Origin of the sequence: Microbacterium sp. IEGM 1404, from assembly GCF_030056775.1 — a bacterium.
Lineage (GTDB): Bacteria > Actinomycetota > Actinomycetes > Actinomycetales > Microbacteriaceae > Microbacterium.
The window spans coordinates 51,105-77,428 of sequence record NZ_JASHKP010000002.1 but is presented as its reverse complement, the minus strand read 5'-3'; the positions used below and the strand labels follow the sequence as shown (position 1 = coordinate 77,428).

The 26,324-nt window shown below is 70.7% G+C and carries 23 protein-coding genes and 1 tRNA gene; 17 read left to right on the top strand and 7 right to left on the bottom strand.

The window, feature by feature from the left end:
* Window positions 1-31 precede the first annotated feature (31 nt).
* The 7 genes from QM517_RS06060 (at window position 32) to QM517_RS06030 (ending at window position 8,445) form a co-directional block, all read left to right on the top strand.
* A complete protein-coding gene (locus QM517_RS06060) occupies window positions 32-1,624 on the top strand; it encodes an Ig domain-containing protein (protein ID WP_077052162.1) in 1,593 nt (530 codons plus the stop codon).
* Window positions 1,625-1,793: 169 nt separating this feature from the next.
* The gene (locus QM517_RS06055; protein WP_283285928.1) at window positions 1,794-2,900 is read left to right on the top strand and encodes a hypothetical protein; all 1,107 of its coding nucleotides are present in this window, start codon (window positions 1,794-1,796) and stop codon (window positions 2,898-2,900) included.
* Window positions 2,897-3,682 (top strand): hypothetical protein, encoded by a 786-nt coding sequence (locus QM517_RS06050; protein WP_283285927.1) that lies wholly within the window; start codon window positions 2,897-2,899, stop codon window positions 3,680-3,682. The genes QM517_RS06055 and QM517_RS06050 overlap by 4 nt, the downstream gene beginning before the upstream one ends.
* Window positions 3,679-4,635: a sortase gene (locus tag QM517_RS06045; protein WP_077052159.1), complete on the top strand. Its 957-nt coding sequence runs from the start codon at window positions 3,679-3,681 to the stop codon at window positions 4,633-4,635. The genes QM517_RS06050 and QM517_RS06045 overlap by 4 nt, the downstream gene beginning before the upstream one ends.
* Window positions 4,636-5,123: 488 nt before the next feature.
* Window positions 5,124-5,897: a phosphate ABC transporter ATP-binding protein gene (locus tag QM517_RS06040; protein WP_237488701.1), complete on the top strand. Its 774-nt coding sequence runs from the start codon at window positions 5,124-5,126 to the stop codon at window positions 5,895-5,897.
* Entirely contained in the window at window positions 5,894-7,591 is a 1,698-nt protein-coding gene (locus QM517_RS06035; RefSeq protein ID WP_283285926.1) for a phosphate ABC transporter substrate-binding protein PstS, read from the top strand. Before QM517_RS06040 ends, QM517_RS06035 begins: the two co-directional genes overlap by 4 nt.
* A gap of 35 nt (window positions 7,592-7,626) precedes the next feature.
* Complete coding sequence (locus tag QM517_RS06030; protein ID WP_283285925.1) at window positions 7,627-8,445, top strand: LmeA family phospholipid-binding protein; 819 nt, start codon at window positions 7,627-7,629, stop codon at window positions 8,443-8,445.
* A 28-nt stretch (window positions 8,446-8,473) separates the two neighbouring features.
* On the opposite strand, the gene QM517_RS06025 is transcribed toward QM517_RS06030, so the two are convergent.
* On the bottom strand, window positions 8,474-9,871 hold the full coding sequence (locus tag QM517_RS06025; protein WP_283285924.1) for a threonine/serine ThrE exporter family protein: 1,398 nt from the start codon (window positions 9,869-9,871) through the stop codon (window positions 8,474-8,476).
* A 172-nt stretch (window positions 9,872-10,043) separates the two neighbouring features.
* Here QM517_RS06025 and QM517_RS06020 point away from each other — a divergent pair, with 172 nt between their 5' ends.
* The 8 genes from QM517_RS06020 (at window position 10,044) to QM517_RS05985 (ending at window position 18,115) form a co-directional block, all read left to right on the top strand.
* Window positions 10,044-11,330 carry an aspartate kinase gene (locus QM517_RS06020; protein ID WP_077052155.1) on the top strand — a complete coding sequence of 429 codons (1,287 nt, stop codon included), beginning with the start codon at window positions 10,044-10,046 and terminating at the stop codon, window positions 11,328-11,330.
* 57 nt (window positions 11,331-11,387) lie between these two features.
* Entirely contained in the window at window positions 11,388-11,969 is a 582-nt protein-coding gene (locus tag QM517_RS06015; RefSeq protein WP_283285922.1) for a DM13 domain-containing protein, read from the top strand.
* Between the two features lie 200 nt (window positions 11,970-12,169).
* The gene (locus QM517_RS06010; RefSeq protein WP_283285920.1) at window positions 12,170-13,240 is read left to right on the top strand and encodes an aspartate-semialdehyde dehydrogenase; all 1,071 of its coding nucleotides are present in this window, start codon (window positions 12,170-12,172) and stop codon (window positions 13,238-13,240) included.
* A gap of 102 nt (window positions 13,241-13,342) precedes the next feature.
* Window positions 13,343-14,815 (top strand): malate:quinone oxidoreductase, encoded by a 1,473-nt coding sequence (locus QM517_RS06005; protein WP_283285919.1) that lies wholly within the window; start codon window positions 13,343-13,345, stop codon window positions 14,813-14,815.
* A 7-nt stretch (window positions 14,816-14,822) separates the two neighbouring features.
* A complete protein-coding gene (locus QM517_RS06000; protein ID WP_278102333.1) occupies window positions 14,823-15,428 on the top strand; it encodes a thymidine kinase in 606 nt (201 codons plus the stop codon).
* 40 nt (window positions 15,429-15,468) lie between these two features.
* A complete protein-coding gene (gene galE / locus QM517_RS05995; protein WP_283285917.1) occupies window positions 15,469-16,497 on the top strand; it encodes a UDP-glucose 4-epimerase GalE in 1,029 nt (342 codons plus the stop codon).
* A gap of 62 nt (window positions 16,498-16,559) precedes the next feature.
* The gene (locus QM517_RS05990) at window positions 16,560-17,297 is read left to right on the top strand and encodes a FadR/GntR family transcriptional regulator (RefSeq protein ID WP_283285915.1); all 738 of its coding nucleotides are present in this window, start codon (window positions 16,560-16,562) and stop codon (window positions 17,295-17,297) included.
* A complete protein-coding gene (locus QM517_RS05985; protein ID WP_283285914.1) occupies window positions 17,294-18,115 on the top strand; it encodes a siderophore-interacting protein in 822 nt (273 codons plus the stop codon). Before QM517_RS05990 ends, QM517_RS05985 begins: the two co-directional genes overlap by 4 nt.
* Before the next feature lie 67 nt (window positions 18,116-18,182).
* Here QM517_RS05985 and QM517_RS05980 read toward each other — a convergent pair whose 3' ends face one another.
* From QM517_RS05980 to QM517_RS05960, 5 genes are all read right to left on the bottom strand, one after another.
* Window positions 18,183-18,956, bottom strand: a complete 774-nt coding sequence (locus QM517_RS05980) for an HAD-IIB family hydrolase (protein WP_077052148.1) — start codon at window positions 18,954-18,956, stop codon at window positions 18,183-18,185.
* A gap of 76 nt (window positions 18,957-19,032) precedes the next feature.
* Window positions 19,033-19,106, bottom strand: a tRNA-Pro gene (locus QM517_RS05975).
* Window positions 19,107-19,214: 108 nt separating this feature from the next.
* Window positions 19,215-20,726, bottom strand: coding sequence for a hypothetical protein (locus QM517_RS05970; protein WP_283285911.1), 1,512 nt, complete (start codon window positions 20,724-20,726; stop codon window positions 19,215-19,217).
* Window positions 20,727-20,840: 114 nt separating this feature from the next.
* Window positions 20,841-21,764: a metallophosphoesterase gene (locus QM517_RS05965; RefSeq protein ID WP_283285909.1), complete on the bottom strand. Its 924-nt coding sequence runs from the start codon at window positions 21,762-21,764 to the stop codon at window positions 20,841-20,843.
* Window positions 21,761-24,478 carry a transglycosylase domain-containing protein gene (locus QM517_RS05960; RefSeq protein ID WP_283285908.1) on the bottom strand — a complete coding sequence of 906 codons (2,718 nt, stop codon included), beginning with the start codon at window positions 24,476-24,478 and terminating at the stop codon, window positions 21,761-21,763. Before QM517_RS05960 ends, QM517_RS05965 begins: the two co-directional genes overlap by 4 nt.
* A gap of 109 nt (window positions 24,479-24,587) precedes the next feature.
* Here QM517_RS05960 and QM517_RS05955 point away from each other — a divergent pair, with 109 nt between their 5' ends.
* On the top strand, window positions 24,588-24,806 hold the full coding sequence (locus QM517_RS05955) for a hypothetical protein (protein ID WP_077052697.1): 219 nt from the start codon (window positions 24,588-24,590) through the stop codon (window positions 24,804-24,806).
* Complete coding sequence (locus QM517_RS05950; RefSeq protein ID WP_283285907.1) at window positions 24,803-25,270, top strand: RidA family protein; 468 nt, start codon at window positions 24,803-24,805, stop codon at window positions 25,268-25,270. The genes QM517_RS05955 and QM517_RS05950 overlap by 4 nt, the downstream gene beginning before the upstream one ends.
* 6 nt (window positions 25,271-25,276) lie before the next feature.
* On the opposite strand, the gene QM517_RS05945 is transcribed toward QM517_RS05950, so the two are convergent.
* On the bottom strand, window positions 25,277-26,323 hold the full coding sequence (locus QM517_RS05945; RefSeq protein WP_283285906.1) for a cytochrome b/b6 domain-containing protein: 1,047 nt from the start codon (window positions 26,321-26,323) through the stop codon (window positions 25,277-25,279).
* Window position 26,324: the final 1 nt, after the last annotated feature.

Here is a 26,324-nt window from a genome sequence, read left to right as displayed (position 1 = left end):
CCTGACAAACGAGAAAGAGACACGAACTCACATGAAGATCTCGCTCGCGAAGCGCGGCATCCTCGGCCTCGGTGCCGTGGTGACCGCCGCCGCGCTGTCGATCGTCCCCGCCGCCACGGCGTCGGCTGCGATCGTCCCGACGGTGGGCTCCGCTCACCCGGTCTACCTGCTCTCGGACCTCGACGGCACCCAGATCCCCGCCGGCACCGTGCTCGGCTGGAACGACTCGGCGCTGTTCTCGCCGGAGCCCAGCGATGAGGACTACAACAGCGTCTTCACGGTTCCCGAGAACACCGGCCAGGTCCGCAAGTTCCTCTCGCCGCGTGGCCAGGAGGCCAACGTCAACGCGTGGAACGCCTACGGCCCCCTGGGTCTGACGCCCAGCGGCATCCTGCTCCCGAACGCCATGCCCAGCGGCAACACCAGCGCCGGCCTCGGCTCGCCCTCGGGCAGCTCCGCGGTCGCGCAGGCCGGTGGCGACTACTCGCTCGGTATCGCGTTCTTCAACGGCAACCAGGTGCTCGAGGTGGACTTCGTCTACATCACGGTCACGGCCAACCAGCGGCCCGAGCTGGCGACCTGGACCTTCGCGACGCCGACGGCGCCCGCGACGGCTCCGACGGTCACCACCGCGGCGCTGAACGCCGCGACGGTCGGCACCGCCTTCTCGCAGACCCTCACCGCTGACGGCACCGCGCCGATCACGTGGGCGGTCAAGTCGGGCACGGCGCTCCCCGCCGGTCTCGCCCTCGACGGCACCACCGGTGTCATCTCGGGCACGCCCACCACGGCCGGTGCCTACAACGTGACGCTCGTCGCCACGAACACCGCCGGCTCCGCGGAGAAGGCCTTCTCGGGCACCGTCTCGGCTCCGGCCCCGACCGCCCCGACCAAGCCGGCCGGCTCGGACGCCAACCAGGTCACGATCACGGCTCCCGCCAAGGGCGACACGACCGTCACGGTGCCCGCCGGCATCGCCAACGCCAACAAGACGCTGACGGCGTGGGCCTGGTCCGACCCGACCAACCTCGGCAACGTCACGACCGACGCCAACGGCAACGCCATCGTCGACATCTCGAGCCTCCCCGCCGGTGACCACACCGTCGCCCTCACCCTCCCGGGTGACGGCACGTTCGCCGTCCAGGCGTGGGGCACGTTCTCGAAGGTCTCGGCCGCCGGTGACACCCTCACCGACACGGTCGACCTGACCGCTGCCGTGACCGCGAGCGACCTGTGGTCGCTCAACGCCGAGGCCACCGCGGTCGACTTCGGCAACGTCGCGCGCAACGCCAGCGTCAGCAAGAAGCTCGGCAAGGTCACCGTGGTCGACGACCGCAACGTCCTCAAGGGCTGGAACCTCACCGCTGCGGTGAGCGACTTCACGAACGCCGCGAACGACGTCATCCCGTCCTCCGCCCTCACCGTGGTGCCCGGCTTCTACGCCGGTTACACCCCGCTGGCCGGCATCACGACGGGCACCGGCTCGCAGCTGGCGACCTCGACGGCCGTCTCGACGCTCACCAGCGGTGCGCTCTTCGACGCCGACCTCACCTTCCAGGCTCCCAAGGACGCCCAGACCGGTGACTACAAGTCGACCCTGACCATCACGCTCGCCTCCAAGTGAGCTGACGGTCTGTTCGACCAGCGGTAAACCCGTGTGGGGGGATCGGTTCCGATCTCCCCACACGGTGCGTCCGGCCCCGGGTCTGGCCGATACGCCTCCGATCCCCTCGGATCAGCCCTCGTTCACCCGCGCGACATACCTACGTCGCCGCAGTCTGCGGAGATATACCGTGCTCTCCTTCACCTCGCGTCGCCGCCTCCCGGCTCTGGGCGTCGCACTGCTGGCCCTGGCGGCGACGCTGGCCCTCCTTCCTCCCACGTCCCCCGCGCGGGCCGATGACGGCGATGCCGCCGCCACCCCCGCCACCGTCGGTGTCGCCACCCGTCCCGCCGGCGAAGACGGTCGCCCCGATGGCCGGTCGCGCTTCACCTACACCGCGGACCCGGGGCAGACGGTCACCGACCGCGTGCTCGTCGGCAACACCGGCACCGCACGCCAGGACTTCACGGTGTACGCCACGGATGCCTTCAACGGCGGCGACGGCGCGTTCTCGCTCCTGGCGACCGCCGACACTCCCACCGCGGTCGGTGCGTGGCTGCGCTTCGACGACGGCAGCGACCGCGTCAAGTTCTCGCTGGAGCCCGACGAGGTCCGGCTCCTGTCCTTCACGATCGCGTTCCCCGCGGACGCGACCCCCGGTGATCACGTCGGTGGCCTCGTGGCATCCGTCGTCGAGGAGGGGCAGCAGGTCAGCGTCGACCGCCGCGTCGCCACGTCGATCTTCGCCCGGGTGTCCGGCGACCTCCAGCCGGCGCTGAGCATCACGAGCTACGACGCGTCCTACGAGGGCGACTGGTGGAACCCGTTCAGCGGCAGCGTGAAGCTGCACTACACCGTCTCGAACCCGGGCAACGTGGCTCTCGCCGCGAACCTCACCTCCGGGGTCGCGACCTGGTTCGGCATCCCCGCGACGGGTCTGCAGGGCGGCAGCATCCCGATGCTGCTCCCCGGCAACACCGCGACGTACGAGTTCACCGTCGGCGGGGTCGGGCAGTGGCTTTACCTCAACCCGTCCACCGTGCTCAACCCGTTCGTCGACTCGCCCGACAGCTCCCAGCAGCTCACGGTCTCACCGATCACCCGTGACACCGTGACCTTCGGGGTGCCGTGGATGCTGCTGATCCTGCTCGCCCTGGCCGCGGTGATCTTCCTGCTGCTGCGGTGGCGCCGCCGCCGCGACGAAGAGCGTGCGCGTGAGTGGGTCGACTACATGGAGCGGGCGACGGCCGCCGAAGCCGAGGGCCTCGCGGGCGCCGCGAAGTCGGGATCGTCGTGAGACCCAGCCGTTCGGTCGCACCGCGTCTCGTCGTCGCCGCCGTGCTGCTCGCCTCGGTGGTGGGCGCGGCGGCCCCGGCGGTCGCGGCCGACGATCAGGATGCCGGGACCCCGCTCTCCGTGACGATCACCGACGGATCCACGCCGACGCCGACGGCGAGCACGTCGACGGGACCCACCGGTTCGACCTCGGGCTCAGGCTCATCGGGCTCGGGGTCCTCTGGCACCGGGTCGTCGGGCGGGACCACGTCCGGCTCCGGCGGCAGCGCGGGCGGGACGGGCGGCGGGACGACGCAGCCGCAGACCAACACCGCGGGGGAGGTGAGCGTCGCCGGGATGCTCTACGTCGGAGGCCTGAACGGGTCCACGGCTCCGTCCGTGAATCCCGCCGACGGCACCGTCGACCTCTGGTTCACCGTCCGCAACGCCTCCACGTCCGTCATCGACGCGACGGCGGAGTTCTCCATCGACGGGGCCCTGTTCTCCAACCGCCTCGACACCACCAGTGACGTGGCGATCACCGCGCTCCAGCCCGGCGAGACCCGCGTCGTGTCCGCGTCGTTGCACGGGGCCGGCCAGTGGACGCTGCTCACGGGGCACGTGACGTTGACCCCGCCGGAGTCCGTCGACGGCACCGCGCTGTCGCCGGTCACGCGCGACGGGTTCTTCCTGCTTTTCCCGTGGCTGATCCTCGCGATCCTCGTCATCGTCGCGATCGCGTGGGTGACGGTGCGGGTCGTCCGCGATGCTCTGCCCCCGGTCCCCGTGGCGGCCACGACATGACCCTCCAGGAAGACCGCGCCGCCGAAGCGCCGACGCGCCCCCTCCCGCCGCGCCCGCCGAAGCCTCCGCGTCGCCCCCCGCGGCGCCGTCCCCAGTACGCGCCGCTGACACCGGTGCAGGTGTTCCTGCGCGGGACGCTGGTGTCGATCTCGGTGCTGATCCTGGTGTTCCTCGGAAACGTGCTGCTGGTGAGTCACATCACGCATTTCGCGTCGCAGCAGGAGTTGCGCGACACCTTCCGGGCACAGCTGTCGGCGGGAACCGCGCCGGTCAGCGAGGGCGACTTCGAGGATCACCTGCTCGACGACGGGGCGCCCGTCGCCCTGCTCTCGATCCCGCAGCTCGGCATCGACGAGGTGGTGGCGGAGGGGACGACCTCGGGCGTCCTCATGGGGGGTCCCGGTCACCGTCGCGACACCGTGCTGCCGGGGCAGGCGGGGGTCAGCGTCATCATGGGCCGGACCGCCGCGTTCGGCGGGCCGTTCCGCAGCATCCAGACCCTGCAACCGGGCGAGGACTTCACCGTGCGCACGGGGCAGGGCGAGCAGACGTTCGAAGTGCTGGGCGTGCGCTACGCGGGCGATCCGACTCCTCCCGCGCCGGTGCGCGGCGAGAGCCGTCTGATCCTCATGGCCGCGCGCGGGGCTCCGTACCTGCCGACCGGCGTCGTCTACGTGGATGCCAGGGCCACCGGTGACGCGAAGGCGACCGGTGCCCGTCAGACGACATCCATGTCGCTGCCCCCGCAGGCCAAGGCGATGGCGACGGACGTCACCACGGTGTGGGCGCTGGTCTTCGCCCTGCAGTTCCTCGTCGTCGCCGAGCTCCTGGCCGTCTGGGCGTACCGCCGCGTCGGGTGGCAGAAGACGTGGATCGTCTTCGCCCCCGTCCTGCTGCTGGCGAGCGTGTTCGTCTCGGACCAGCTGATCCGACTCCTCCCGAACCTCCTCTGACCCGAAAGCCGAACATGACCGACCGCCGCGATCCCGATCTCGAGGGCGCTGCCGCTCCCTCGGGCGATGACACCGCCGACCCGTTCATGACCGACGTGCTGAGCGCCGACGACGTCGCCGTTCTGCAGGACCTGGAGTCCGCTTCGGCGGGCGAGGTCACGACGGTCGCCCCCGTCGCCGAGCCGGCCCCGGATGCCGCGCGCGCGGGCCTCGGCATCTCCCACCGGCGCGCGCGCCGCGGCGCGTTCTTCGGTCGTCGCGGGGCGGAGGTCCCCGCGGCCGGCGCCGACGACGTCACGAGCGTCATCCCCGCTCCCGGTGCGCCCGACCCCGCGTCGCCGACCGCCGGTGTGTACGCCACGACGTCGGCGGGCTACACGGTGTCGGGGGCATCGGTGCGGGCGTCGTCGGTGTCGCTGCTGGGCGGGGCGTCGGCGACGGCCGAGCGCCTCGCCGAGGCCGAGCGCCTCCTGGCGGACGCCCCCGACCTGTCCGAGCTCGACGCCCGCTCCATCTCGGCGTGGTTCGGCGACCACCAGGTGCTCCTCGACGTCTCGCTGACGATGCCCGCCGGCCAGGTCACCGCGCTGATCGGCCCGTCCGGCTGCGGCAAGTCGACGTTCCTGCGCATCCTCAACCGCATGCACGAGCTGGTGCCCTCGGCCTCCCTCGCCGGCGAGGTGCGGCTGGACGGCGACGACATCTACGACTCGGGGCACCGCCTGATCGACGCGCGCAAGCACATCGGCATGGTGTTCCAGAAGCCGAACCCCTTCCCGGCCATGTCGATCTACGACAACGTCATCGCGGGGCTGAAGCTCACCGGCATGCGCGCCTCGCGCGACGAGAAGGACTACCTCGTCGAGCGCTCGCTCACCTCTGCGGGCCTGTGGAAAGAGGTGAAGGACCGCCTGCGAGCGCCCGGCGGCGGTCTCTCCGGCGGACAGCAGCAGCGTCTGTGCATCGCCCGGTCGCTCGCGATCAAGCCCAAGGTGCTGCTGATGGACGAGCCGTGCTCCGCGCTCGACCCCACCTCGACCCGCGTGATCGAGGAGACGATGGGGGAGCTGCAGAAGGAGCTGACGATCGTCATCGTCACGCACAACATGCAGCAGGCGCAGCGCGTGTCGCAGCAGTGCGCGTTCTTCCTGGCATCCCAGGGTCAGCCCGGCCACATCGTCGAGCACGGCGACACCGAGGCGATGTTCGATTCGCCGATCGACCCGCGGACCTACGATTACGTGAACGGTCGATTCGGATGATCCGCGGGGTGCGGGGGGCGCTCCTCCTGGTCACGGCGATCGTCACGGCTCTGGCGGTGCCGGCTCCCGCGCAGGCGTCCGAGTCCTTCGTCCCCGTCTCCGGTTCCGGCTCGACATGGGGGCAGAACGGTCTGGACGTGTGGCGGAGAGACGTCGCTCGGACGGACGGGATCACCGTCAACTACTCCGGCACCGGTTCGTCGGCCGGGCGGAGGGACTTCATCGCCCAGACGGTCGACTTCGCGGTCAGCGACGTCCCGTTCCAGACCGAGGCGACGTCCGAGAGCCCGACCCCCGAGGCGGGGATGCCGCCGTACGAGTACCTGCCCCTGCTCGCCGGCGGCACGGCGCTCGCGTACAACCTCTGGATCGACGGTCACCGCGTGACCGATCTGCGTCTGTCGGGTGCCGTCGTCGCCGGGATCTTCGCGGGGCGGATCACGCGGTGGAACGACCCCGAGATCCAGGCGGACAACCCGGCGCTGACGATGCCCGATCAGGCGATCACGCCGGTCGTGCGGGCGGACGGCTCCGGTTCGAGTGCTCAGCTGACCGGGTGGATGGCCGACCGGTATCCGAGCATCTGGACGTACGGGGCGCGGTCGGTCTTCCCGCACGTCGCCGACTCGTTCCGGGCGCAGAACGGTTCGCTCGGCGTCGCCGGGTACGTGTCCCAGGACTACGGCCGGGGAGCGATCACCTATGTCGAGGCGTCCTACGCCCAGAACGCCGGTCTCTCCGTCGCCAAGGTGCTCAACGATGCCGGGTACTACGTCGCACCGACTCCGGCCGCGGCGTCGATCGCGCTCCTGGAGGCGACACCGGGCCCGGACGGAACGCTCGATCTGAGGCGCGTGCACCGCAGCACCGACCCCCGCGCGTACCCGATCTCGTCGGTGTCCTATCTGATCGCGCCGACCGCGACCAATAAGATCTTCACCGCCGAGAAGGGTCGCACCCTCTCCCGGTTCGTGCAGTACGCGGCCTGCGAGGGGCAGCAGGAGCTGCCGGCCCTCGGGTACGGCGCCCTGCCGCTGCCGCTCGCCCGGATCGTGGCGGACGGGGTCTCCCGGATCCCGGGCTCGTCCGGCACGATCGACCTGGACGGATGCCGGAACCCGACGTTCGCCCCCGGTGACACCGCGAGCGACAACCTTCTTCTGCGCACCGCGCCGATGCCGCCGGAGAGCGACCGGCGTCCCGGCCCCGCACCCCGCGCCGACGAGGTCGACGGGGTGAACGTGTCCGCCACGGTGACGGCATCCGATCTCTTCCAACTCACCGCGCCCACCTCGACGTCGATCGATTTCGGCGACCTGGGACGCGGGGGTGGAGAGGTCGCCCGCGCCCTCGGGCGCTTCAGCGTCGTCGACGACCGCAACCGCCTCGGGGGCTGGAGCCTGCAGTTCTCGGTCAGCGACTTCGTCGGGATCGACGACCAGGCGGCGAGGGTCTCGTCGACCTTCCTGGGGATCGCGCCTCACGAGACCACGCATCAGGACGGCGTGTCGATTGCGGACGGTCAGGAGGCGGGCCAGGCGGTCTACCCGATGATCCTCGCCACCGGCGAGCCGGGCACGACCACCACGCTCGTCGGCGTGACCTTCGACGCCGATCTGAGTCTGCGGATCCCCCGGGACGCCGCGGTGGGTCGCTACCGCTCCACGGTGACGCTCACGCTCATCGGGCTCTGACCCGGACCACGGATGCAACGGACAAGGCACGGCGCATGACCCACCTCGACCAGACCGACGTGCTGCCGCGGCCGCCGGAGACGGAGGACCCCGAACCCGCGCGCCCGCGGTGGGGGCTGCTGATCGTCGCCCTCGCCGGCCTCCTGCTGATCCTGGTGGCCTCCCTGGGCGTGATCGCGGAGACGGTCGCGCGGGCCGAGGTCCAGCGGATCGGCGTCGAGGAGGTCCGCGCCCGGCTGGACGCCCCCGCGAGCGAGCGCATCGAGGTCGACATCGCGGGATCCGTCCTGCTGCAGGAGCTCGTCGGCCGCTACGACCGCATCGGGGTCACGGTCTACAGCTTCCCCACCGGACGGGCGAACGCGGATCTGACGATGACGATCGAGGGGGCTCGGCGGGTCGACGAGGCCATCTTGGCCGACAAGGTCTTTGGCGCGGTCACCCTCACCGCGGCTCAGGCCACGGCGCTCCTCCTCCCGGCGGACGCGCAGGGCGAGATGAGGGTCGGCTTCTCCGATGGCGACATGGTCGTGAGCGGTTCCGTCCTGGCCGGGACGACCCCCGTGACGGTGAGTGCGGCCGTGATGCCGCATTTCGAGAACGGGAGGGTCAGCGCGGCGTTCTCCTCCCTGACGGTCGGCGACAAGACCCTCTCCCTCGACGAGGTCGCCGCGCAGGCGGGCATCGATCTCTCGACTCTGCAGCCCGCTCCCGCGTGCGTCGCCGAGACGATGCCGAGCTTCCTGCATCCCCGCGACGTGCGTGTGACCGACCAGCAGTTGCGCATGGAGTTCGACGTCGACCTGGCCGCATCCGACACCGCCGAGGGGCGGGCGCCCGGCTCCTGCCCCTGATCGCGCCGATCCCGGGGCATCGGGCCCGCTACCGCCGCGCCCGCGCCCGCGATCGCACGACCCCCGACAGGGTCGCCCGCACCGGCTGACCGAGGTAGATGCCCAGGGAGGCGCCGACGGCGAGGGCGATGCCGATCGTCGCGGCGCCCGCGAGCGTCGTGACGCCGGTCATGAGCACCGCGGCATCCTCGCCGGATTCCACGACGCCGAGGAGCCCGCGGAACACCGCCGCCCCCGGGACCATCGGCAGGATCGCCGCGGTCGTGACGGCGACCGACGGCACGTGCAGCCGGTAGGCCACCACGATGCCCACGAAGCTGCCGACGAACGCCCCCACGCCGCTGGCCGCGGCCACCTCGAACCCGATCGCCGACGCGCCCGTGTACCCGACCCACGCGACCAGGCTGAGGCCCGCGCTCACGAGCACGATGCGCATGCCCGCGCCGTTGTAGATCGCGACCGCGACGGCGATGATCGCGGCGCCGGTGAACTGCAGGGGGAGCGGTCCGAGCGGCAGCGCCATGGACGGCGGCGACATCCCGAGCCCCAGCACCCGCACGGTCTCCAGTCCCGCCAGGATCCCGAGCACCACGCCGAGCGTCTGCGTCGTGAGCTCGAGGATGCGCCCCGTGGCGGTGAGGGCGAAGCCGTCGATGGCATCCTGAGCCGCCCCGACCACGGTGAGTCCGGCGAGCATCAGGACGATCCCGGATGCCACGATCACCGACGGGCGGATCGTCTCGGCCGCGTCGAGTCCGGTGTAGCGCAGCAGCGGGGAGAGGGCGGCGACGACGGTCAGGACGAATCCGCCGGCGATCTGCGCGAAGAAGTACGGCACGCGGGCCTTGGCGAGCAGGTGCTGCGTCGACGCCGCCAGGGCCGCGGCCGTGAACGACAGCACGAGAGCGAGCCAGTTCGCCCCGAACATCACGGCGACGCCGAGCGCGAGCGTCGCCTGCGCGACGATGATCGCCGCGGGGCGGTACCGGAACGGCAGACGCCGGATCGCGCGGCACCGGGAGATCGCCGCGTCGAGGTCGAGGCCGTCGGTGATGTCCGCCACCAGAGCCTGGAGGCGCTGCAGCTTGGCGTGATCCGGGACCGACCCGCGCACCACCCGGAGGAGCGTGGTGGGATGCGCGGCGCCCGGCAGGCTGTGCGCGATCGTGACGGAGTTGTAGGTGACGTCGACGTGCACCGGGTCCAGGCCGTACGCGCGGCTCACCCGCACGATCGTGGCGGTCACATCGCTCGCCGACGCCCCGACGACGAGCATCGTCTCGCCGATGCGGATGGCGAGATCCAGGATGCGGGTGGCCAGCGTCGCGTCGATGACGGCGATCAGCTGGGTCTCGGGGGCGAGGGCGTCCTCGGCGTGGATCAGACGACGCAAGGAGGACAGCCATCGAGCGGGGGTGGGGGGCATCCGGGTCGCTCTCGGGGGAGGGGTGGAACGCCACGATCCTATCCGCGCACGCCTCGGTGCCCGCCGCATGACGTCGGCGGCATGCGGGCGCCCCTAAGATGAACCCTCGGGCGTGGCATCCGAGCGCCCCGTCGTGGCATCCCGACGCCCGACCCTCCCGGGAGTTCCTCTTATGGCGCTGATCGTCCAGAAGTACGGCGGTTCGTCCGTCGCCGACGCCGAGAGCATCAAGCGCGTCGCCAAGCGCATCGTCGACACCCGCCGCGCCGGCCACGAGGTCGTCGTCGCGGTGAGCGCGATGGGCGACACCACCGACGAGCTGCTCGACCTCGCAGGTCAAGTCGCTCCGATCCCCGCGCCGCGCGAGCTCGACATGCTCCTCTCCAGCGGGGAGCGCATCTCGATGGCGCTGCTGGCCATGGCGATCCACTCGATGGGCTTCGAGGCGCGGTCCTTCACCGGCAGCCAGGCGGGCATGATCACGGATGCCACCCACGGCGCGGCCCGCATCGTCGACGTCACGCCCGTGCGGCTGCGCGAAGCGCTCGACGAGGGCGCGATCGTCATCGTCGCCGGCTTTCAGGGGTTCAACCGCGACACCCGCGACATCACCACGCTCGGCCGCGGCGGCTCCGACACCACCGCCGTCGCGCTCGCCGCCGCGCTGAACGCCGACGTGTGCGAGATCTACAGCGACGTCGACGGCATCTTCACCGCCGACCCGCGCGTCGTGCCGCTGGCCCGCAAGCTCGACCGCGTCGGCAGCGAGGAGATGCTGGAGCTCGCCGCCAACGGCGCGAAGGTCCTCTACATCCGCGCGGTCGAATACGCGCGCCGCCACGGGGTGCTCATCCACGCCCGGTCCACGTTCAGCTCGGGCGAGGGCACCTGGGTGCTCGACGCCTCGAAGAAGTCCCCGCTCGTCCCCGAGGGAGCCACCATGGAAGAGCCCATCGTCGCCGGCGTCGCCACCGACCTCAGCCAGGCGAAGATCACCGTCATCGGCGTGCCCGACGTCCCCGGCAAGGCCGCCGACATCTTCAAGATCGTCGCGAAGTCCGGCGCGAACGTCGACATGATCGTGCAGAACGTCTCCGCCGCCGCCACCGGCCGCACCGACATCTCCTTCACCCTGCCGAAGACCGATGCCACGACCGCGCTGAAGGCGCTCGCCGGCGAGCAGTCCGAGGTCGGGTTCGAGAGCCTCGTGCACGACGACCAGATCGGCAAGCTCTCCGTGGTCGGGGCGGGCATGCGCACGCACTCGGGCGTCTCGGCGACCCTGTTCGAGGCGCTGAGCCTGGCGGGCGTCAACATCGAGATGATCTCGACCTCCGAGATCCGCATCTCCGTCGTCGTGCGGGGAGTCGACCTCGCCGAAGCCGCGCGCCTCGTGCACACCGCGTACGGTCTCGACGGCGACGACGAGGCGACCGTCCACGCCGGCACCGGTCGCTGACTCGCAGTCCTTCTCCAGCCACTCGGTCTAGCCTCGCCCCGACGAACGGAGACGGCGATGGCGCGGAATCGGATGTCGCGGCGACGGAAGGCCGTCTGGATCATCGGCGCCGCGGGTGCCGCAGCCGTCCTCCTCGTGGCCGGACTCCTCTTCCAGCCGTGGCTGCTGTTCGTCGATGTGCGCGTCGCCGATCGCATTCCGTCACCGCAGTCGACGCCGTCGACCGTCATGGAGCCGGTGGAGATGGCCGACCCTGAGACCGAGGACGCGACCCCCGCTCCGCCCGCCGGTCCGAGGGACCTCGCTGCCGGGTCGCTGATCAGCCATGAGCACGAGACGTCGGGGTCGGTCCGCATCATCGAGAACCCCGACGGCACCCGCCAGCTGGCGCTCGTCGGACTCGCGACGTCGAACGGGCCCGACGTGCACGTGTGGCTCAGCGCCGGGCCGGTGGTCGAAGGACGCGACGGGTGGTACACGGCGGCGTCGTACGACCACGTCGACCTCGGTCCCCTCCGCGGCAACCTCGGCGACCAGCTGTACGACATCCCCGCCGACGTGGATCTGTCGACGTTCCGCACGGTCGATCTGTGGTGCGAGCGCTTCGGTGTCTCGTTCGGCGCGGCGGCGCTGAACTGACCACTCGGGGCGCGCATCACGACGAAGGAGTTTTCCGGCGCGCAGCCTCGCCCGCGACGGATTCCGGCCGTGCACCCCTGCGGAACCGTCATTCTTCCTGCTCCGGGTCCCCGCCGTCGGCATCCCCACCGTCTCTCGCGCTACCCTGACCCGAACGCCGCGTTCGCGGCATCCACCACCCGAACCACCGAGGACCTCGCATGACCCGCATCTCCGATTCCGGAATCTCCCTCGCCGTCGTCGGCGCCACCGGCCAGGTCGGCTCCGTCATGCTCGAGATCCTCGCGGAGCGGTCGTTCCCGATTCGGGAGCTGCGCCTGTTCGCCACGGCACGCTCGGCGGGCACGTCGCTCGACTTCGGCGGCCACTCGGTCATCGTCGAAGACGTCGCCACCGCCGACCCCTCGGGCATCGACGTGGCCCTGTTCTCGGCCGGCGCCACCGGGTCGCGTGCGCACGCCCCGCGCTTCGCCGAGGCGGGCGCCCTGGTCATCGACAACTCCAGCGCCTGGCGCATGGATCCCGAGGTCCCGCTCGTCGTGAGCGAGGTCAACCCGCACGCGATCGCCGAGGCCCGGAAGGGCATCGTCGCGAACCCCAACTGCACCACCATGGCCGCGATGCCGGTGCTGAAGGTGCTCGACGCCGAGGCCGGTCTCGAGCGCCTCATCGTCAGCACGTACCAGGCCGTCTCGGGATCGGGTCTCGCCGGCGCCCGGGAGCTGCTCGGTCAGGTCGAGGGCGTGCTGGCCCAGGGCGAGGTCGAGCGCCTCGTCCGCGACGGCTCGGCGCTCGACTTCCCGCAGCCCGAGAAGTACGTTGCCCCGATCGCGTTCGACGTCATCCCGTTCGCGGGCAACCTCGTCGACGACGGACTCAACGAGACCGACGAAGAGAAGAAGCTCCGCAACGAGAGCCGCAGGATCCTCGAGCTCCCCGATCTCCGCGTCGCCGGCACGTGCGTGCGCGTCCCGGTCTTCACCGGTCACTCGCTGAGCATCAACGCCGAGTTCGCTCGCGACCTCACGCCCGAGCGCGCGCGCGAGCTGCTCGCCGACGCCCCCGGGGTCCGTCTCGAAGAGGTCCCGACGCCGCTCCAGGCCGCCGGCACCGACCCGAGCTACGTCGGTCGCATCCGCGCCGACCAGTCCGCTCCCGAGGGCAAGGGGCTCGTGCTGTTCATCAGCAACGACAACCTCCGCAAGGGCGCGGCGCTCAACGCCGTGCAGATCGCCGAGCTCGTCGCGCAGGAGCTTTCCGCGCACGCCTGACCTCTCCGGCATCCGGATGCCGCAGGCCGGGGTTGTCTCGATATCGAACCGTCGAATCTCTCGATGTCGAGACACCTCGCAGCCCGCACCTAGAATCGACGGGTGACCGAAAACGTCGACGTTCTCCTCATCGGAGGCGGCATCATGTCCGCCACCCTCGGCACGATGCTGAAGGATCTGCAGCCCGACCTGAAGATCGCGGTGCTGGAGCGACTGAGCGACGTCGCGCAGGAGAGCTCGAACGCGTGGAACAACGCCGGCACCGGTCACGCGGCGCTCTGCGAGCTCAACTACATGCCCGACAATCCGAAGGGCGCGCTCGACCCGTCGAAGGCCGTCGCGATCAACGAGCAGTTCCAGCAGAGCCGCCAGTTCTGGGCGTCGCTGGTGTCCGAGGGCGTCCTCGACGAGCCCTCGACCTTCATCAACCCCACCCCGCACATGACGTTCGTGCGGGGCGAGAAGGACGTCGCGTACCTCCGCAAGCGCTACGAGGTGCTGAAGCAGCAGCCGCTGTTCGCCGGAATCGAGTACAGCGAGGACTCCCGCGTCATCAACCAGTGGGCGCCGCTGCTCATGCAGAAGCGTCGCAAGGGCGAGCCGTTCGCCGCCACGCGCGTGCCCGCGGGCACCGATGTCGACTTCGGGTCGCTCACGCGCCAGCTCTTCGCGGGGCTCCGCGAGAAGGGCGTCGAGGTCGTCACCAACCACGAGGTCAAGAAGCTGAAGAAGCGCAAGGACGGCCGGTGGGACGTGACCTACCGCCACACGATCGGCCACACCCCCGGCTCGATCACGGCGAAGTTCGTCTTCGTCGGCGCCGGCGGCTGGGCGCTCAAGCTCCTGCAGCGCTCCGGCATCGACGAGATCAAGGGCTACGGCGTGTTCCCGATCGGCGGGCAGTGGCTGAAGACCTCCAACCCCGCGATCGTCGCGCAGCACAAGGCCAAGGTGTACTCGCAGGCGTCGGTGGGCGCTCCGCCGATGTCGGTGCCGCACCTCGACACCCGTGTCGTCGACGGCGAGACCTCGCTCCTGTTCGGTCCGTTCGCGACCTTCAGCCCCAAGTTCCTCAAGAACGGGTCGATGCTCGACATCGTCACCCAGGTGCGTCCGCACAACCTGTTCCCGATGCTCAAGGTCGCCGTCGACAACCCGGGCCTGATCAAGTACCTCGTCAGCGAGCTGCTGAAGACCCACGCGAAGAAGGTCGACAGCCTCCGCGAGTTCATGCCCACGGCCCGGGCCGAGGACTGGGAACTCCTCGACGCCGGTCAGCGCGCCCAGGTCATGAAGCGCGACAAGGACAAGGGCGGCGTGCTGCAGTTCGGCACCGAGGTCGTCACCGCCGCCGACCACTCCATCGCGGGTCTGCTGGGCGCGTCGCCGGGTGCGTCGACCGCCGTCTCGATCATGCTGGGGCTCATCAAGACCTGCTTCCCCGAGCGCATGCCCGAGTGGGAGCCGCGCCTGCGGCAGCTCATCCCCAGCTACGGCGAGACGCTGAACACGCGTCCCGACGCGGCGCGCGCCGAACTGGATGCCACGGCCCAGGCGCTCGCGATCAACGCCTGACGCGTACATGGCGAAGCTGTACTTCCGCTACGGAGCGATGAACTCCGGCAAGTCGACGGCGCTGCTGCAGGCGGCGTACAACTACGAGGAGCGCGGACAGCGGGTGCTGCTCGCGAAGCCCGAGATCGACACCAAGGGCGCCGACCAGATCGACAGCCGATTGGGGGTCAGCCGACCGGTCGACTTCCTCGTCGGACACGACGACGACCTGCGCGCCGTCTTCCACGAGGCGGCCGGGAAAGCGCCGGTCGCCTGCCTCCTCGTCGACGAGGCGCAGTTCTTCACCGCGGGCCAGGTCGACGACCTCCTGCGGATCGCGGTGCTCGACGGCATCCCGGTGCTCGCCTACGGGATCCGCACGGACTTCCGCACCGAGGCGTTCCCGGGGTCGGCGCGTCTGCTCGAGATCGCGCACAGCCTGGAAGAGCTCAAGACCATCTGCCGGTGCGGGCGCAAAGCGGTGTTCAACGCCCGTCTGGTCGGCGGGCGCTTCGTCTTCGACGGCGACCAGGTGGCGATCGACGAGGCGCAGATCTCGGGTGAAGTGACGTACGAGTCGATGTGCGCGACCTGCTACCTGCGCGAGTCCGGTGGGCGGCTCGACGGTCGCTGACGCGGCGGCACCGGCGGGCCGCGGCCGATAGCCTGGACGCATGCGCGTACTTCTGGCCGGCGGCGCCGGTTACATCGGAACACACACGGCCGTCGCCCTGCTGGAGTCGGGCCACGACGTCGTCCTGCTCGACGACCTGTCGGGCACCCACGCGGTCGCCGCCGAGCGGGTCGAGAAGATCACCGGCAAGTCGGCCCCGCTCGTCGTGGGGGACGCCGCGGACGACGCGGTCGTCACCGCCGTGTTCGACCAGTACGGTCCGATCGACGCCATCATCCACCTGGCCGCCTTCAAGGCCGTGGGGGAGTCCACGCAGAAGCCGCTCGAGTACTACTCGAACAACCTCGACACGACGTTCGCGCTCCTGCGGGTCGGCATCGCCCGCGGCATCCGCTCGTTCGTGTTCTCGAGCACGGGGACGGTCTACTCCGACCCGGCCGACCTGCCGTTCACGGAGGAGTCGACCACGAGCATCGACCTCTCCAACGCCTACAGCAAGTCCAAGCGCATGAACGAGGTCGTGCTCGCGGACGTCGCCCGCGTGAACCCCGATCTGAACGTCACGGTGCTGCGGTACTTCAACCCGGTGGGCGCGCACCCGTCCGGTCTCATCGGCGAAGACCCCGCCGGCATCCCGAACAACCTCATGCCGTTCGTCTCGCGCGTCGCGATCGGCACGCTCGACGAGATCGGCGTGTTCGGCGACGACTACGACACTCCCGACGGCACGGGCCTGCGGGACTACATCCACGTGGTCGACCTCGCCGAGGGCCACGTGGTCGCCCTCGAGCAGGCCCAGCCGGGTCACCAGGTCTTCAACCTCGGCACCGGGCGTCCGGTGAGCGTGCTCGAACTCGTCGCCTCCTTCGAGAAGGCGGTCGGACGCGAGCTTCCCAAGAAGATCCTCGCCCGCCGTCCCGGAGATGTCGCGGCGACGTACTGCGACCCCACGAAGGCGGCGGAGGTGCTCGGCTGGCGGACCCGACTGGGCATCGATGACGCGTGCCGCGACTACTGGAACTGGCAGACCCGCAACCCCGCAGGGTACGCGACCCCGGCCGACGCCTGAGTCCTTCCGCGTAAGGTTGTGTGGTCAGGCCACAGCGGCCTGCGGTCGTCGGGAGGGATGCCGTGCCGGATTCCGGACTGCGCGCGTGGCAGGTGGTGCTGGAACGCGTCGAAGCGGACCTGCGCGAGGGGCGCCTCGCCCCAGGTGATCGCCTGACCCCGGAGCGCGAACTCGCCGCCCAGCTCGGTGTCGGCCGGTCCAGCGTCCGCGAGGCCATCCGCGTTCTGGAGGTCCTCGGCGTCGTGCGCACCGCCACGGGGTCGGGCCCCTCCTCGGGCGCGATGATCGTGACCACGCCGCGGGGCGGACTCGCCGCGTTCCTCCGCCTGCAGGTCGCGGCCAGCGGGTTCCCGCTCACCGATGTCGTGCGCACCCGCATCGTTCTCGAATCCGACGTCGTCGAGACCCTCGCGGGCAGCGCGCCCGACCTCGCCGAGATCGTCGACATCCTGGATGCCATGGATGCCGCCGGCCTCGACCGTCACGAGTTCCTCGCCCTGGACGCGCGCTTCCACCAGGCGCTCGCGGAGGCGTCGGGCAACGCGGTGGTCGCGGCGATGATGGCGGGGTTGCGCAGCTCGATCGAGTCGTACACGCAGGCCGGGGCCGCGCTCCTGGTCGACTGGGAGTCGACGTCGGAGCGGCTGCGCACCGAGCATCGCGGGATCGTCGCCGCCGTCGAGGCGGGTGACGGCGCCGCTGCGCGTGAACGGGTCCGAGCTCACATCGCCGGGTACTCGGCCGAGGTCGCGGACGTGTTGGGCGTCCGTCCTGAGATGAACGGAGTGGATGCCGCTTGAACGACCGGACCGCGCGGCCTCCGCGCCCTCAGCACGTGCTCGAGGTGGTCTCGACCGAGCGGCTGACGCCGCACCTGGTGCGGGTGCGCGCACGCGGCGCAGATCTGACCGCGTTCCGCGAGAGCCCGTACACCGACCGGTACGTGAAGATCACCTTCGTCAAGCCCGAGCTCGGTCTGCAGCCGCCGTACGACCTGGCGGCGCTGCGCGAGACCCTCGCTCCCGAGGATCTGCCGGTGACGCGCACGTACACCGTGCGGGAGGTCGTGGGCGACGAACTGGCGATCGACTTCGTCGTCCACGGCGACGAGGGGCTCGCGGGGCCGTGGGCGGCCCGGGCCCAGCCGGGGGACCGGCTCGTGGTCGCCTCGCCGGGCGGTGCGTACGCCCCCGACCCCGCGGCATCCTGGCACCTGTTCGCCGGAGACGAGTCGGCGCTGCCGGCCATCGCGTCGGCGCTGGAATCGCTGGCCGCGGACGCGCGCGGTATGGCGTTCCTCGAGACGGCCGGTCCCGCCGACGAGATCGCGCTCGTCGCCCCCGACGGCGTCGAGATCGTGTGGCTGCACCGCGGCGACGCGGTGCCGGGGACGTCGCGCGTGCTGGTCGAGGCCGTCGCGGCGTGGACGGTGCCCGACGGTCGCGGACACGTCTTCGCGCACGGCGAGCGCGAGTCGATGAAGGCCCTGCGCGACGTGTTCTTCACCGTGTGGGCGCTCGACCGGTCGCAGGTGTCCCTGTCGGGCTACTGGGCGTACGGCCGCACCGAGGACCGTTTCCAGGCCGAGAAGCGCGAGCCGATCGGCAAGATTCTCTGACCCCCGTGGCTCGCCGCAGGTCGTCGGCGCGCGGGCTACGCGCGCGTCAGACCGACGGTCGCGGGCGTCAGGCGCGCTCGGGCAGGGTGGGGATGAGCGCGTCGAGGTAGTCGGCGGTGTCTTCCCAGCCGTGCACCGCGTGGCACTCGACGCCCATCGCGAGCACCGGGTAGTCGTTGCCGTCGGGGTCGAGACGGTCGCCGACGAACAGCATGTCGTCGAGGTCGATTCCGGTGGCCTCGGCGAGCTTGCGCATGCCGTAGGCCTTGTCGATGCCGCGGTGGGTGATGTCGACCGACGTCGATCCGCCCGAGCGCACCTCCAGGTCGGGGATGCGGGCGGCGACGGCCTCGCGCAGACTGTTCTTCTTCTCGCCGGTCGGGTCCCAGGCCATCTTGGCCTCGAGCGGAGCGCTCTGACCGAGGGCGGAGAACGTGATCTGCGAGCCGCGGTCCTCGAGGATCTCGCCCCAGGGCTCGGCCTCCCACAGACCCAGGCGCTCGGCCTCTTCGCGGACGGCGGTGAGCGCGCGCGACTTCTCGTCGTCGGTCAGCGAGTGCGCGTAGACCGTGTCGATGCCGTCGGTGCTCAGGCGGTAGTACTGCGTGCCGCACGTCGGCATGAGGTGCAGGTGCGACAGCAGCCCCGAGTCGGTTTCGGGCAGGCGCTCGACGACCTGGGACTTGAACTGCTGCAGCTGTCCGCCCGAGATGATCGCCACCTCGACGCGGTCGGCGAGCGCCAGCAGCAGATCACCCATGCGCGGGTCGATCGCGGTCTTGGACGGCGCGAGGGTGTCGTCGAGGTCGAAGGCGACGAGACGGGGCGAGGTATCGGACACGAGGCTCCTGAGGGCGGGGTGAAGGCGGTATCTCGGTACACGAGAGGCTCCACCTGATGGTGGAGCCTCTCTGCGGTCGGGGTGACAGGATTTGAACCTGCGGCCTCGTCGTCCCGAACGACGCGCGCTACCAAGCTGCGCCACACCCCGTGGCCAACCCTGTAAGTCTACCCCGTTCGCGGCCGTGCTTCGAACCGGGGCGTCGGGCGGGCGCGTCGCCGGGACTTCCCCGCCCGCCCGACACCCGTCGCACCCGTCTCAGACGCGGGCGGTCCCTCGACGACGTGCCACGACGAGGGCGGCGACCCCGGCGGCCAGAGCAGCGGCGGCGACGGTTCCGCTCGCGGCCAGCCCCGTGGGGCTCACCCCCGTCATCGCGAGGGACGCGGCCGGCGGTGTCAGCGGGGCAGGTGGGGCGACCGCCGGAGTCGCCGTGGGAGCCGGGGAGGGGGCGGACGGCGGAGGGGCGACCAGCTGCTGGGTCTGTGCCGGCGTGGCGAACCGTTCGACCCAGGCGAAACGTCCGGGAAGATGGGGGACCGTCGCGGCATCCTGATCCGCGCGTTCGATGCGCCACACGGCCGTGTAGACGCCCGGCCCGGGGAGCGGCTCGTCGGTGGTGGCGGTGTAGGTCCCGGCACCCCGGGTCGGATCGGTGGTCAGCTCGAGGTGCCCGATGGGCTGCAGGCCGCCGGGGACCTCGGGGGACTCGGCGGGGAAGGCCCCGGTCCGGTAGAGGTCGGCGCGCGCGCGGATCGTCACGAACGCGCCGTCGGCCCGCCGGGGCCAGACGCCCTCTCCGGAGGAGAACAGCACCTCGTCGACGAACCGGCCGTTCTCGAGGCGCGCGTGCGTCTGGATGCGCGGCGAGAAGCGCACGGGGCGCGCCGCCGCGTCCTCCGCGGTGAGGTCGAAGCGCACCGGGGCGGCGGGGCCGGCCGACTCCTGCTGCCCGGGGGTGCTGAAGTAGCGGATGGCGGCCGCGCGCACGGTGAAGGCGCCGCGTGCGCGCACCGTGTAGGGGCGCCCGTCGGAGTTCGCGGGCGGGGAGGCGAGGATCGGGTACGACGTGCCCGGAGTCACCGCGGTGCGATCGGCCGACCCGGTGTCGGCGAAGACCGCTCCGTCGAGGTGGACACCGCCGGTGGCATCCGGGTCGACGTCCGCGGTGACGGTTCCGCGCGTCGGATCGTCGTCGTCGACCGTCAGCAGGAGGGCTCCGCCCACGCGCGGGACCCGGATCGTCGCCGCTTCGGCGAGGTACCGTTCGGCGCGATCCTGCACGGCGGCACTGTTCTCCGGGCTGGCGCGGCGCATGATGCCGTCGATCGCCTCGCGCAGCGAGTCGCCCTCGTACCCCCACGAGTGCAGTGTCGTGTCACGGTCGACGATCGCCTTCACCGCCCAGCCGACGCCGGCGGCCTGCACCGGGTCGTCGGTCTGCCCGTAGGTCGTCACGAGGTGGTTGATCGACACGAGCTGTTGCGGGGTGAGACCGTTCACGTCGGATGTCTCGCCATTGTCGGTGGTCGTCCCCGTCGCCACGGGGAGCCCGGGGTGGATGCAGTACGTGTGGACGTCGCCGACCCGCATGGACCCGTGCCAACCGGTCCACGACAGCGGAGCCCACGTGCCGAACCCCGTTCCCTGTTCGGCGGCGTGGGCGGGCGCGGTGGCGAGGACGGGAACGGTCGCGACGCCGACGGCGATCAGAGCGAGGGTGAGCGCGGTGCGCAGAAGACGGCGGCGCGGGGGAGGAGGGTGATGCATCGAGTGTCCCTTCGGTCGAGGAGACTCGATCATGCGATCCGGGCGCGTTCGCGCGACGTGCGAAAGGGCCGATCCGTGGATGGATCGACCCTTTCGGCGACGGGGGAGAAGGCGTCAGCGCGGCAGCAGCGTGAGCAGCGTGGCCTCGGGCCGACAGGCGAAACGCACCGGTGCGTAGATGGAGTGCCCGAGCCCGGCGCTGACGTTCAGGGGAACGGTCCGGCCGCCGTGCGACCAGTCGCTGAGCCCGCGCGCCTGGTCGAGCGGAAGGTCGCAGTTCGAGACGAGCGCCTTCCGACTGAAGGGGACGCGTACCTGGCCCCCGTGCGTGTGGCCGGCCAGCAGCACGTCGGCGCCGAGATCGACGAAGCGGTCGAGCGTCCGTCGGTAGGGGGCGTGCATCACGCCGAGGGTCAGATCGGCGGCATCCAGGGTCGACAGGACCGGCGGGATGAGCTCGGGCTTGTCCCAGTTGCGGTGGGCGTCGTCGACCCCGAACGCGGTGAGGCGTAGCCCCTTCACCTCGAGCGACACGGCGGTGTCGTCGAGGATGCTCCAGCCGAGGTCGTCGGTGAAGAAGCGATCGAGCGCGTCGATGTCGAGGTGCTTGTGGTCGGGCACGCTCCCCGAAGGCCCCGTGAAGTACCGCAGCGGATTGCGCGGCGCGGGCTCCTGGTAGTCGTTCGACCCGTGGACCACCAGCCCGGGCACACCGCGCAGCGGGGCGAAAGCGGTGCGGATGCCGCTGAGCCCGTCGCGGTGGCCGAGGTTGTCGCCGGTGTTCACGACCAGGTCGGGCGCGAGCTCGACGAGCCGTGCCATCCACTCCTGCTTGCGATGCTGCCAGGGAGCCATGTGCGCGTCGGAGACGTGCAGGACGCGCACGGCATCCGCGCCCTTCGGGAGCACGCGCACCGCGTGGTAGCGGACGGTGAACAGATACCGCTCGACGCCCATGCCCCAGACCGCGGCGCCGACAGCGGCCGCCCCCGCGACCCCGAGGGGCGCGAGGGCGGCCGTCACGACGGGACGCGTCACTGGCACTTCTTCTTCACGACGTCGAGCACGATCGCGGTGCTCTTGTTCGCCGAGGTGCCGCCGGCGGGGTTGGTTGCCGTGACACGACCCTCGTCGGGTGCCCCACTGTCGTCCTTGCAGCTCACCGACAGGTTGTTGTATCCGGCCGACTTCAGAGCGGACTGGGCCGCGTTGAGGTTCTGGCCGGAGACGTCCGGCACGGTTCCGCCCTGGCCGTTGCCGGGGCTGATGGTGATCGTCGCGCCGGCGGGAGCGGAGCCGCTGGGGTTCTGCTCGGCCACGCGGTCGCCACCGAACTCTGCGTCGACCGGGTCGCCCACCGTCACGGAGAAGCCGGCGCTCTGCAGCGTCGACCGGGCCTCGTCGATACTGCGCCCCACGACGTTCGGCACGTCCTTGGTCACCGTGCGCAAGAGGTTCTGCGCGGGGTCGGGGAACCGGTCTCCGCCGTAGAACTCGTCGGCCGCACTCTGCACCTGGCGGGCGACCGCGTAGCGCATGTCGCTCAGCTGGTACCCGTTGGCGTACTTCCGGAACAGCGTCTCCCTGCCACCGTCCCAGTTGCCGACCCAGACCGCGGTCGTGACGTTGGTGGACGACTCGATCATCCACGTCTCGTGGGCCTCGTGCGTACCGGTCTTGCCCAGCACAGCAGTGCCGTCCTGGGGGTTGGCGGTCTGGCCCGTGCCGCCGCTGCTCATGACGCCCTGCAGGGCGTAGGCGGCGGTGGCGGCGACCTCGGGGGTCAGCACGGTCTCGCAGGTGCGATCGGGGATCGGACGCTCCGCGCCGTCGGCATCCGTCACCTTGTCGATCAGCTTCGGCTGGCAGTGCGACCCGCCGTTGGCGACCGTGGCGAAGGCGCCGGCCATGGCCAGGGGCGAGACGTTGTCGCTACCGATGACCTCGTTGGCGTTCTCCATCGTGATCGGCTTGCCGTCGCCGGTGGTGCCGACGCCCATCTTCTTCGCGACGTTGGCGATGTCGCAGAGGTCGAGCTGCGCGGCCATCGCCAGGTAGCCGGTGTTCAACGACTCCTTCGTGAAGCGCAGGGGTGTGCCGTAGTAACCCGGATTCTGATCGAAGTTCTCGATCTGGTACCGGTCGGTGTTGACCCAGGGACCCGTGCACGAGTTCTTCATGTTCGGCACGGGCTGGAGACGCCCGTTCAACTGTGCGTTGAGGGAGTTCCCCTTCTCAAGCCAGTCGACCAGGGTGAAGATCTTGAAGGTCGATCCGGCATTGAAGCCGATGGAGCCGCCGAGCTCGCTGTTGCCGGCGAACACGATCGAGCTGTAGGACGGATCGTTCTCCGACTGCGTCGGATCCTCGGGGAACTTCGTGTTCTGCGCGACAGCCAGAACGCGCCCGGTCTTCGCTTCCAGGCTGAGCGCGGTCGACCCGAGCTTCAGCCTGTCGTCACTGGACGGCACGACGTTGTTCATGGCGTTCTGCGCCGCCTCCTGCATCCGCAGGTCGAGCGTCGTCTGGATGGTGAGTCCGTCCTGACGCAGCGCCTGGACACGATCGTCGTCCTCGGCGCCGAAGGCGGGGTCGCTCAGGATCGTGGCCACGACGAGCTGGCAGAAGTAGGGTGCCGCCGACACCGCGCACCCCTGCGAGGTCGACGTGAGGTTCGGGGTGATCGGCTCGAGCGCGTACTGGACGAACTGCTCGTGCGTGATCTTGCCGTCGTCCTCCATGCGGCTGAGGACGTACAGCTGACGCCCCTTCGTCTCGCTGTACCCGTCGGCCGCCGCGACCAGCTGCTCCTGCGTGATCTCGCCGTTGTCGCGCAGCGTGTAAAGCGCCTGGATGGTGCTCTGCTCCACGTCGTCGATCGAGCCGTCGGCTGCCTTGTTGTACGCGACGCCGTCGGCATCCACGATCGAGCCACCCGACAGGTCGATGCGGAAACGGTTGGGGTTCTGCACCATGCCGGCGAGGACCGCGGCCTGACCGATGTTCAGATCGGCGGCCGACACGTTGAAGTACCGCTTGGCGGCGGCGTCGATGCCGTACGTCACGCCACCGAAGTTGGCGATGTTCAGGTAGCCGAGGAGGATCTCGTCCTTCGTGTACTGCTTCTCGAGCTGCACCGCGTAGCGCATCTCCTGCAGCTTGCGCTGGTAGCCCTCGACGCCGTCGGCCTGGATCGCCTCGAGTGCGCACTTCTGCAGCGCCTCGTCCCGCGTCATCGCGGGGATGGCAGGGGTGGTGTCGGTCGCCTCGACGGCGTCGGTGGCCTTGGCGCTGCGCTCGCATCGCTGCACGAGCACGTTCTTCACGTACTGCTGGCTGATCGAGGACCCACCCTGCGTCGCGCCGCCGGCCGCGTTGCTGAGGAGCGCGCGCGTCGTGCCGATGAGGTCGACGCCGCCGTGCTGGTAGTAGCGGGGGTCTTCCGACGAGAGGATCGCGTCGTACATGACCGGGTTGACCTGGTCGAAGGTCACCGGCGAACGGTTCTGGTCGTAGAACTTCGCGAGCACCTGGTCGCCGGCCATGAGCGTCGTCGGCAGCATGAGCTTGTCGGGCTGGAGGTAGCTCGGCATGTTGTCGAAGATCGTGATCGCGCTCGACGCCGCCAGGCCCGAAACGGCGATCGCCGGGGTGACGGCCGCGGTCACGAGGAGGCCGGCGGCTGCGCTCAGGCCGACGAGACCGACGATGCCCCCGAGGGCGCCGCTGGCCGTACGTTTGTTCTCAGGCATAGGCTTGATGCTAAGCGACGTTGCTGGGCGATGCCTTGAAGGCGTGCGCTCGCGCGCGTACGCGTCCACCCTCTCGCTCGACCGCCGAGCCGACCCGCCGGGAGCCCCGATGACCACGTGGGAATACCTCACCACGCCGCTGCTGATCCACAACACCGCTGCCATCCTCAACAACTGGGGCAAGCAGGGGTGGGAGCTCGTCCAGGTCGTGACCGGCCCCGAGGGTGGCCTCGTGGCGTACTTCAAGCGTCCCGTGGGTGGCGGGGAGGCCAACGCCGGCCTCGGTGCCGCCGCCACCGCCGCTCGCCAGTTCGAGGGCCAGGAGTGAGCGTCTCGGAGCGCCTGGCGGCGCTCGGTGTCGAGGTGCCCGGTGTCGTCCCGCCCGTCGCGGCCTACATCCCGGCGAAGCGTCACGGCGACCTCGTGTACACCTCCGGCCAGCTTCCGATGGTGCAGGGCGCGCTCCCCGCGACCGGCAAGGTCGGCGAGGGCGACGGACTCGTGTCCCCCGCGGATGCCAAGACCTACGCGCGGCAGAGCGCGCTCAACGCCCTCGCCGCGGCCGCGTCGCTCATCGGCGGCGTCGACAACCTCACCGGTGTCCTGAAGATCACGGGCTTCGTGGCATCCGTGCCCGAGTTCACCGGTCAGCCGGGCGTCATCAACGGGGCGAGCGAGTTCCTCGGCGAGGTGTTCGGTGACGCCGGTGCGCACGCCCGCTCCGCGGTCGGCGTCCCGGTGCTTCCGCTGGACAGCCCGGTCGAGGTCGAGGTCGTCTTCACCGTCGCCTGACCGCCGTCAGCGCGTCGCGACGCTGCCGAACAGGCGGGCGATCGGGGCGAGGACCACAGGTCTCGCGGCGAGCCACGCGGCGGCGATCACCGCGATCGACGCCGCGAACAGCACCACTCCGAGCCAGCCGTCACCGTCCTGCGCGGCGTACATGTGGTTCAGGTTGCGGCGCGCACCGGTGGCGAGCACGAGTCCGACGTGCACCACCGTGAACGCGACGAAGAACAGCATGACGGGGTAGTGGACGGCGCGCGCCCACTCGACCGGATAGGCATGGGTGAGGCGGGTCGCGTTGCGCGGCCAGACCCCCGACATGCGGACCCCGGTGGCGATCGCGAGCGGGGCCGCGACGAAGACGATCGTGAAGTACGCCAGCTGCTGCAGGGCGTTGTAGTTCAGCCATCCGTTCTCCGTGGGCCAGTCGAGCGACGCGTACTGCGCGGCCGCGCTGAGGGCGTTCGGGATCACCTCCCACGACGTCGGGACGATCCGCATCCATTGCCCGGTCGCGAACAGCAGCACGAGGAACAGGACGCCGTTCGCGATCCAGAGCACGTCGAGCGCCTGATGGAACCACAGCGTGAGGCTGATCTTCCGTTTCGGCTCGCGGCGCGGTGACCAGAATGCGGACGGCCGCTTCTGGTGTCGCACCTGGAGACCCGAGCGCACGATCAGCACGAGGAAGAACGCGTTGAGGAAGTGCTGCCACCCGAGCCACGCGGGAAGGCCGACGGGGGCGGCGGCGGGAAGCGGATACTCGCCCGGATAGGCGGTGAGGAACGCGACGCCCGCCGGCGTGCTCAGGAGCCAGCGGATCAGCAGCACGAGCATCCCCGCGGCGAACCCCAGACCGACGGCGCCGACGAGAACGATCCCGGTTCGCCGGGGAGCCGCGACGTCGCGCGTGCGCTCGCGTCCGATGCGCTCCGCCCGCAGGGCGATCCACCGCTCCGACGACGCCGTCGGGAAGACGCTCTGTCGGCCTCGCAGCGGCGGGCGTGGGGAAGCGGATGCCACGGGACCGGCGGATGCCGTGGCCGTGCTGCTCGGCACG

What these genes read in the sequence shown, in the direction of transcription:
- QM517_RS06025 (WP_283285924.1), bottom strand. Translation starts at nt 9,871, where the DNA reads ATGCCCCCCACCCCCGCTCGATGGCTGTCCTCCTTGCGTCGTCTGATC.
- QM517_RS06010 (WP_283285920.1), top strand. Translation starts at nt 12,170, where the DNA reads ATGACCCGCATCTCCGATTCCGGAATCTCCCTCGCCGTCGTCGGCGCC.
- QM517_RS06030 (WP_283285925.1), top strand. Translation starts at nt 7,627, where the DNA reads ATGACCCACCTCGACCAGACCGACGTGCTGCCGCGGCCGCCGGAGACG.
- QM517_RS05955 (WP_077052697.1), top strand. Translation starts at nt 24,588, where the DNA reads ATGACCACGTGGGAATACCTCACCACGCCGCTGCTGATCCACAACACC.
- galE (WP_283285917.1), top strand. Translation starts at nt 15,469, where the DNA reads ATGCGCGTACTTCTGGCCGGCGGCGCCGGTTACATCGGAACACACACG.
- QM517_RS06045 (WP_077052159.1), top strand. Translation starts at nt 3,679, where the DNA reads ATGACCCTCCAGGAAGACCGCGCCGCCGAAGCGCCGACGCGCCCCCTC.
- QM517_RS05970 (WP_283285911.1), bottom strand. Translation starts at nt 20,726, where the DNA reads ATGCATCACCCTCCTCCCCCGCGCCGCCGTCTTCTGCGCACCGCGCTC.
- QM517_RS06015 (WP_283285922.1), top strand. Translation starts at nt 11,388, where the DNA reads ATGGCGCGGAATCGGATGTCGCGGCGACGGAAGGCCGTCTGGATCATC.
- QM517_RS06035 (WP_283285926.1), top strand. Translation starts at nt 5,894, where the DNA reads ATGATCCGCGGGGTGCGGGGGGCGCTCCTCCTGGTCACGGCGATCGTC.
- QM517_RS06000 (WP_278102333.1), top strand. Translation starts at nt 14,823, where the DNA reads ATGGCGAAGCTGTACTTCCGCTACGGAGCGATGAACTCCGGCAAGTCG.
- QM517_RS05960 (WP_283285908.1), bottom strand. Translation starts at nt 24,478, where the DNA reads ATGCCTGAGAACAAACGTACGGCCAGCGGCGCCCTCGGGGGCATCGTC.
- QM517_RS06020 (WP_077052155.1), top strand. Translation starts at nt 10,044, where the DNA reads ATGGCGCTGATCGTCCAGAAGTACGGCGGTTCGTCCGTCGCCGACGCC.
- QM517_RS06060 (WP_077052162.1), top strand. Translation starts at nt 32, where the DNA reads ATGAAGATCTCGCTCGCGAAGCGCGGCATCCTCGGCCTCGGTGCCGTG.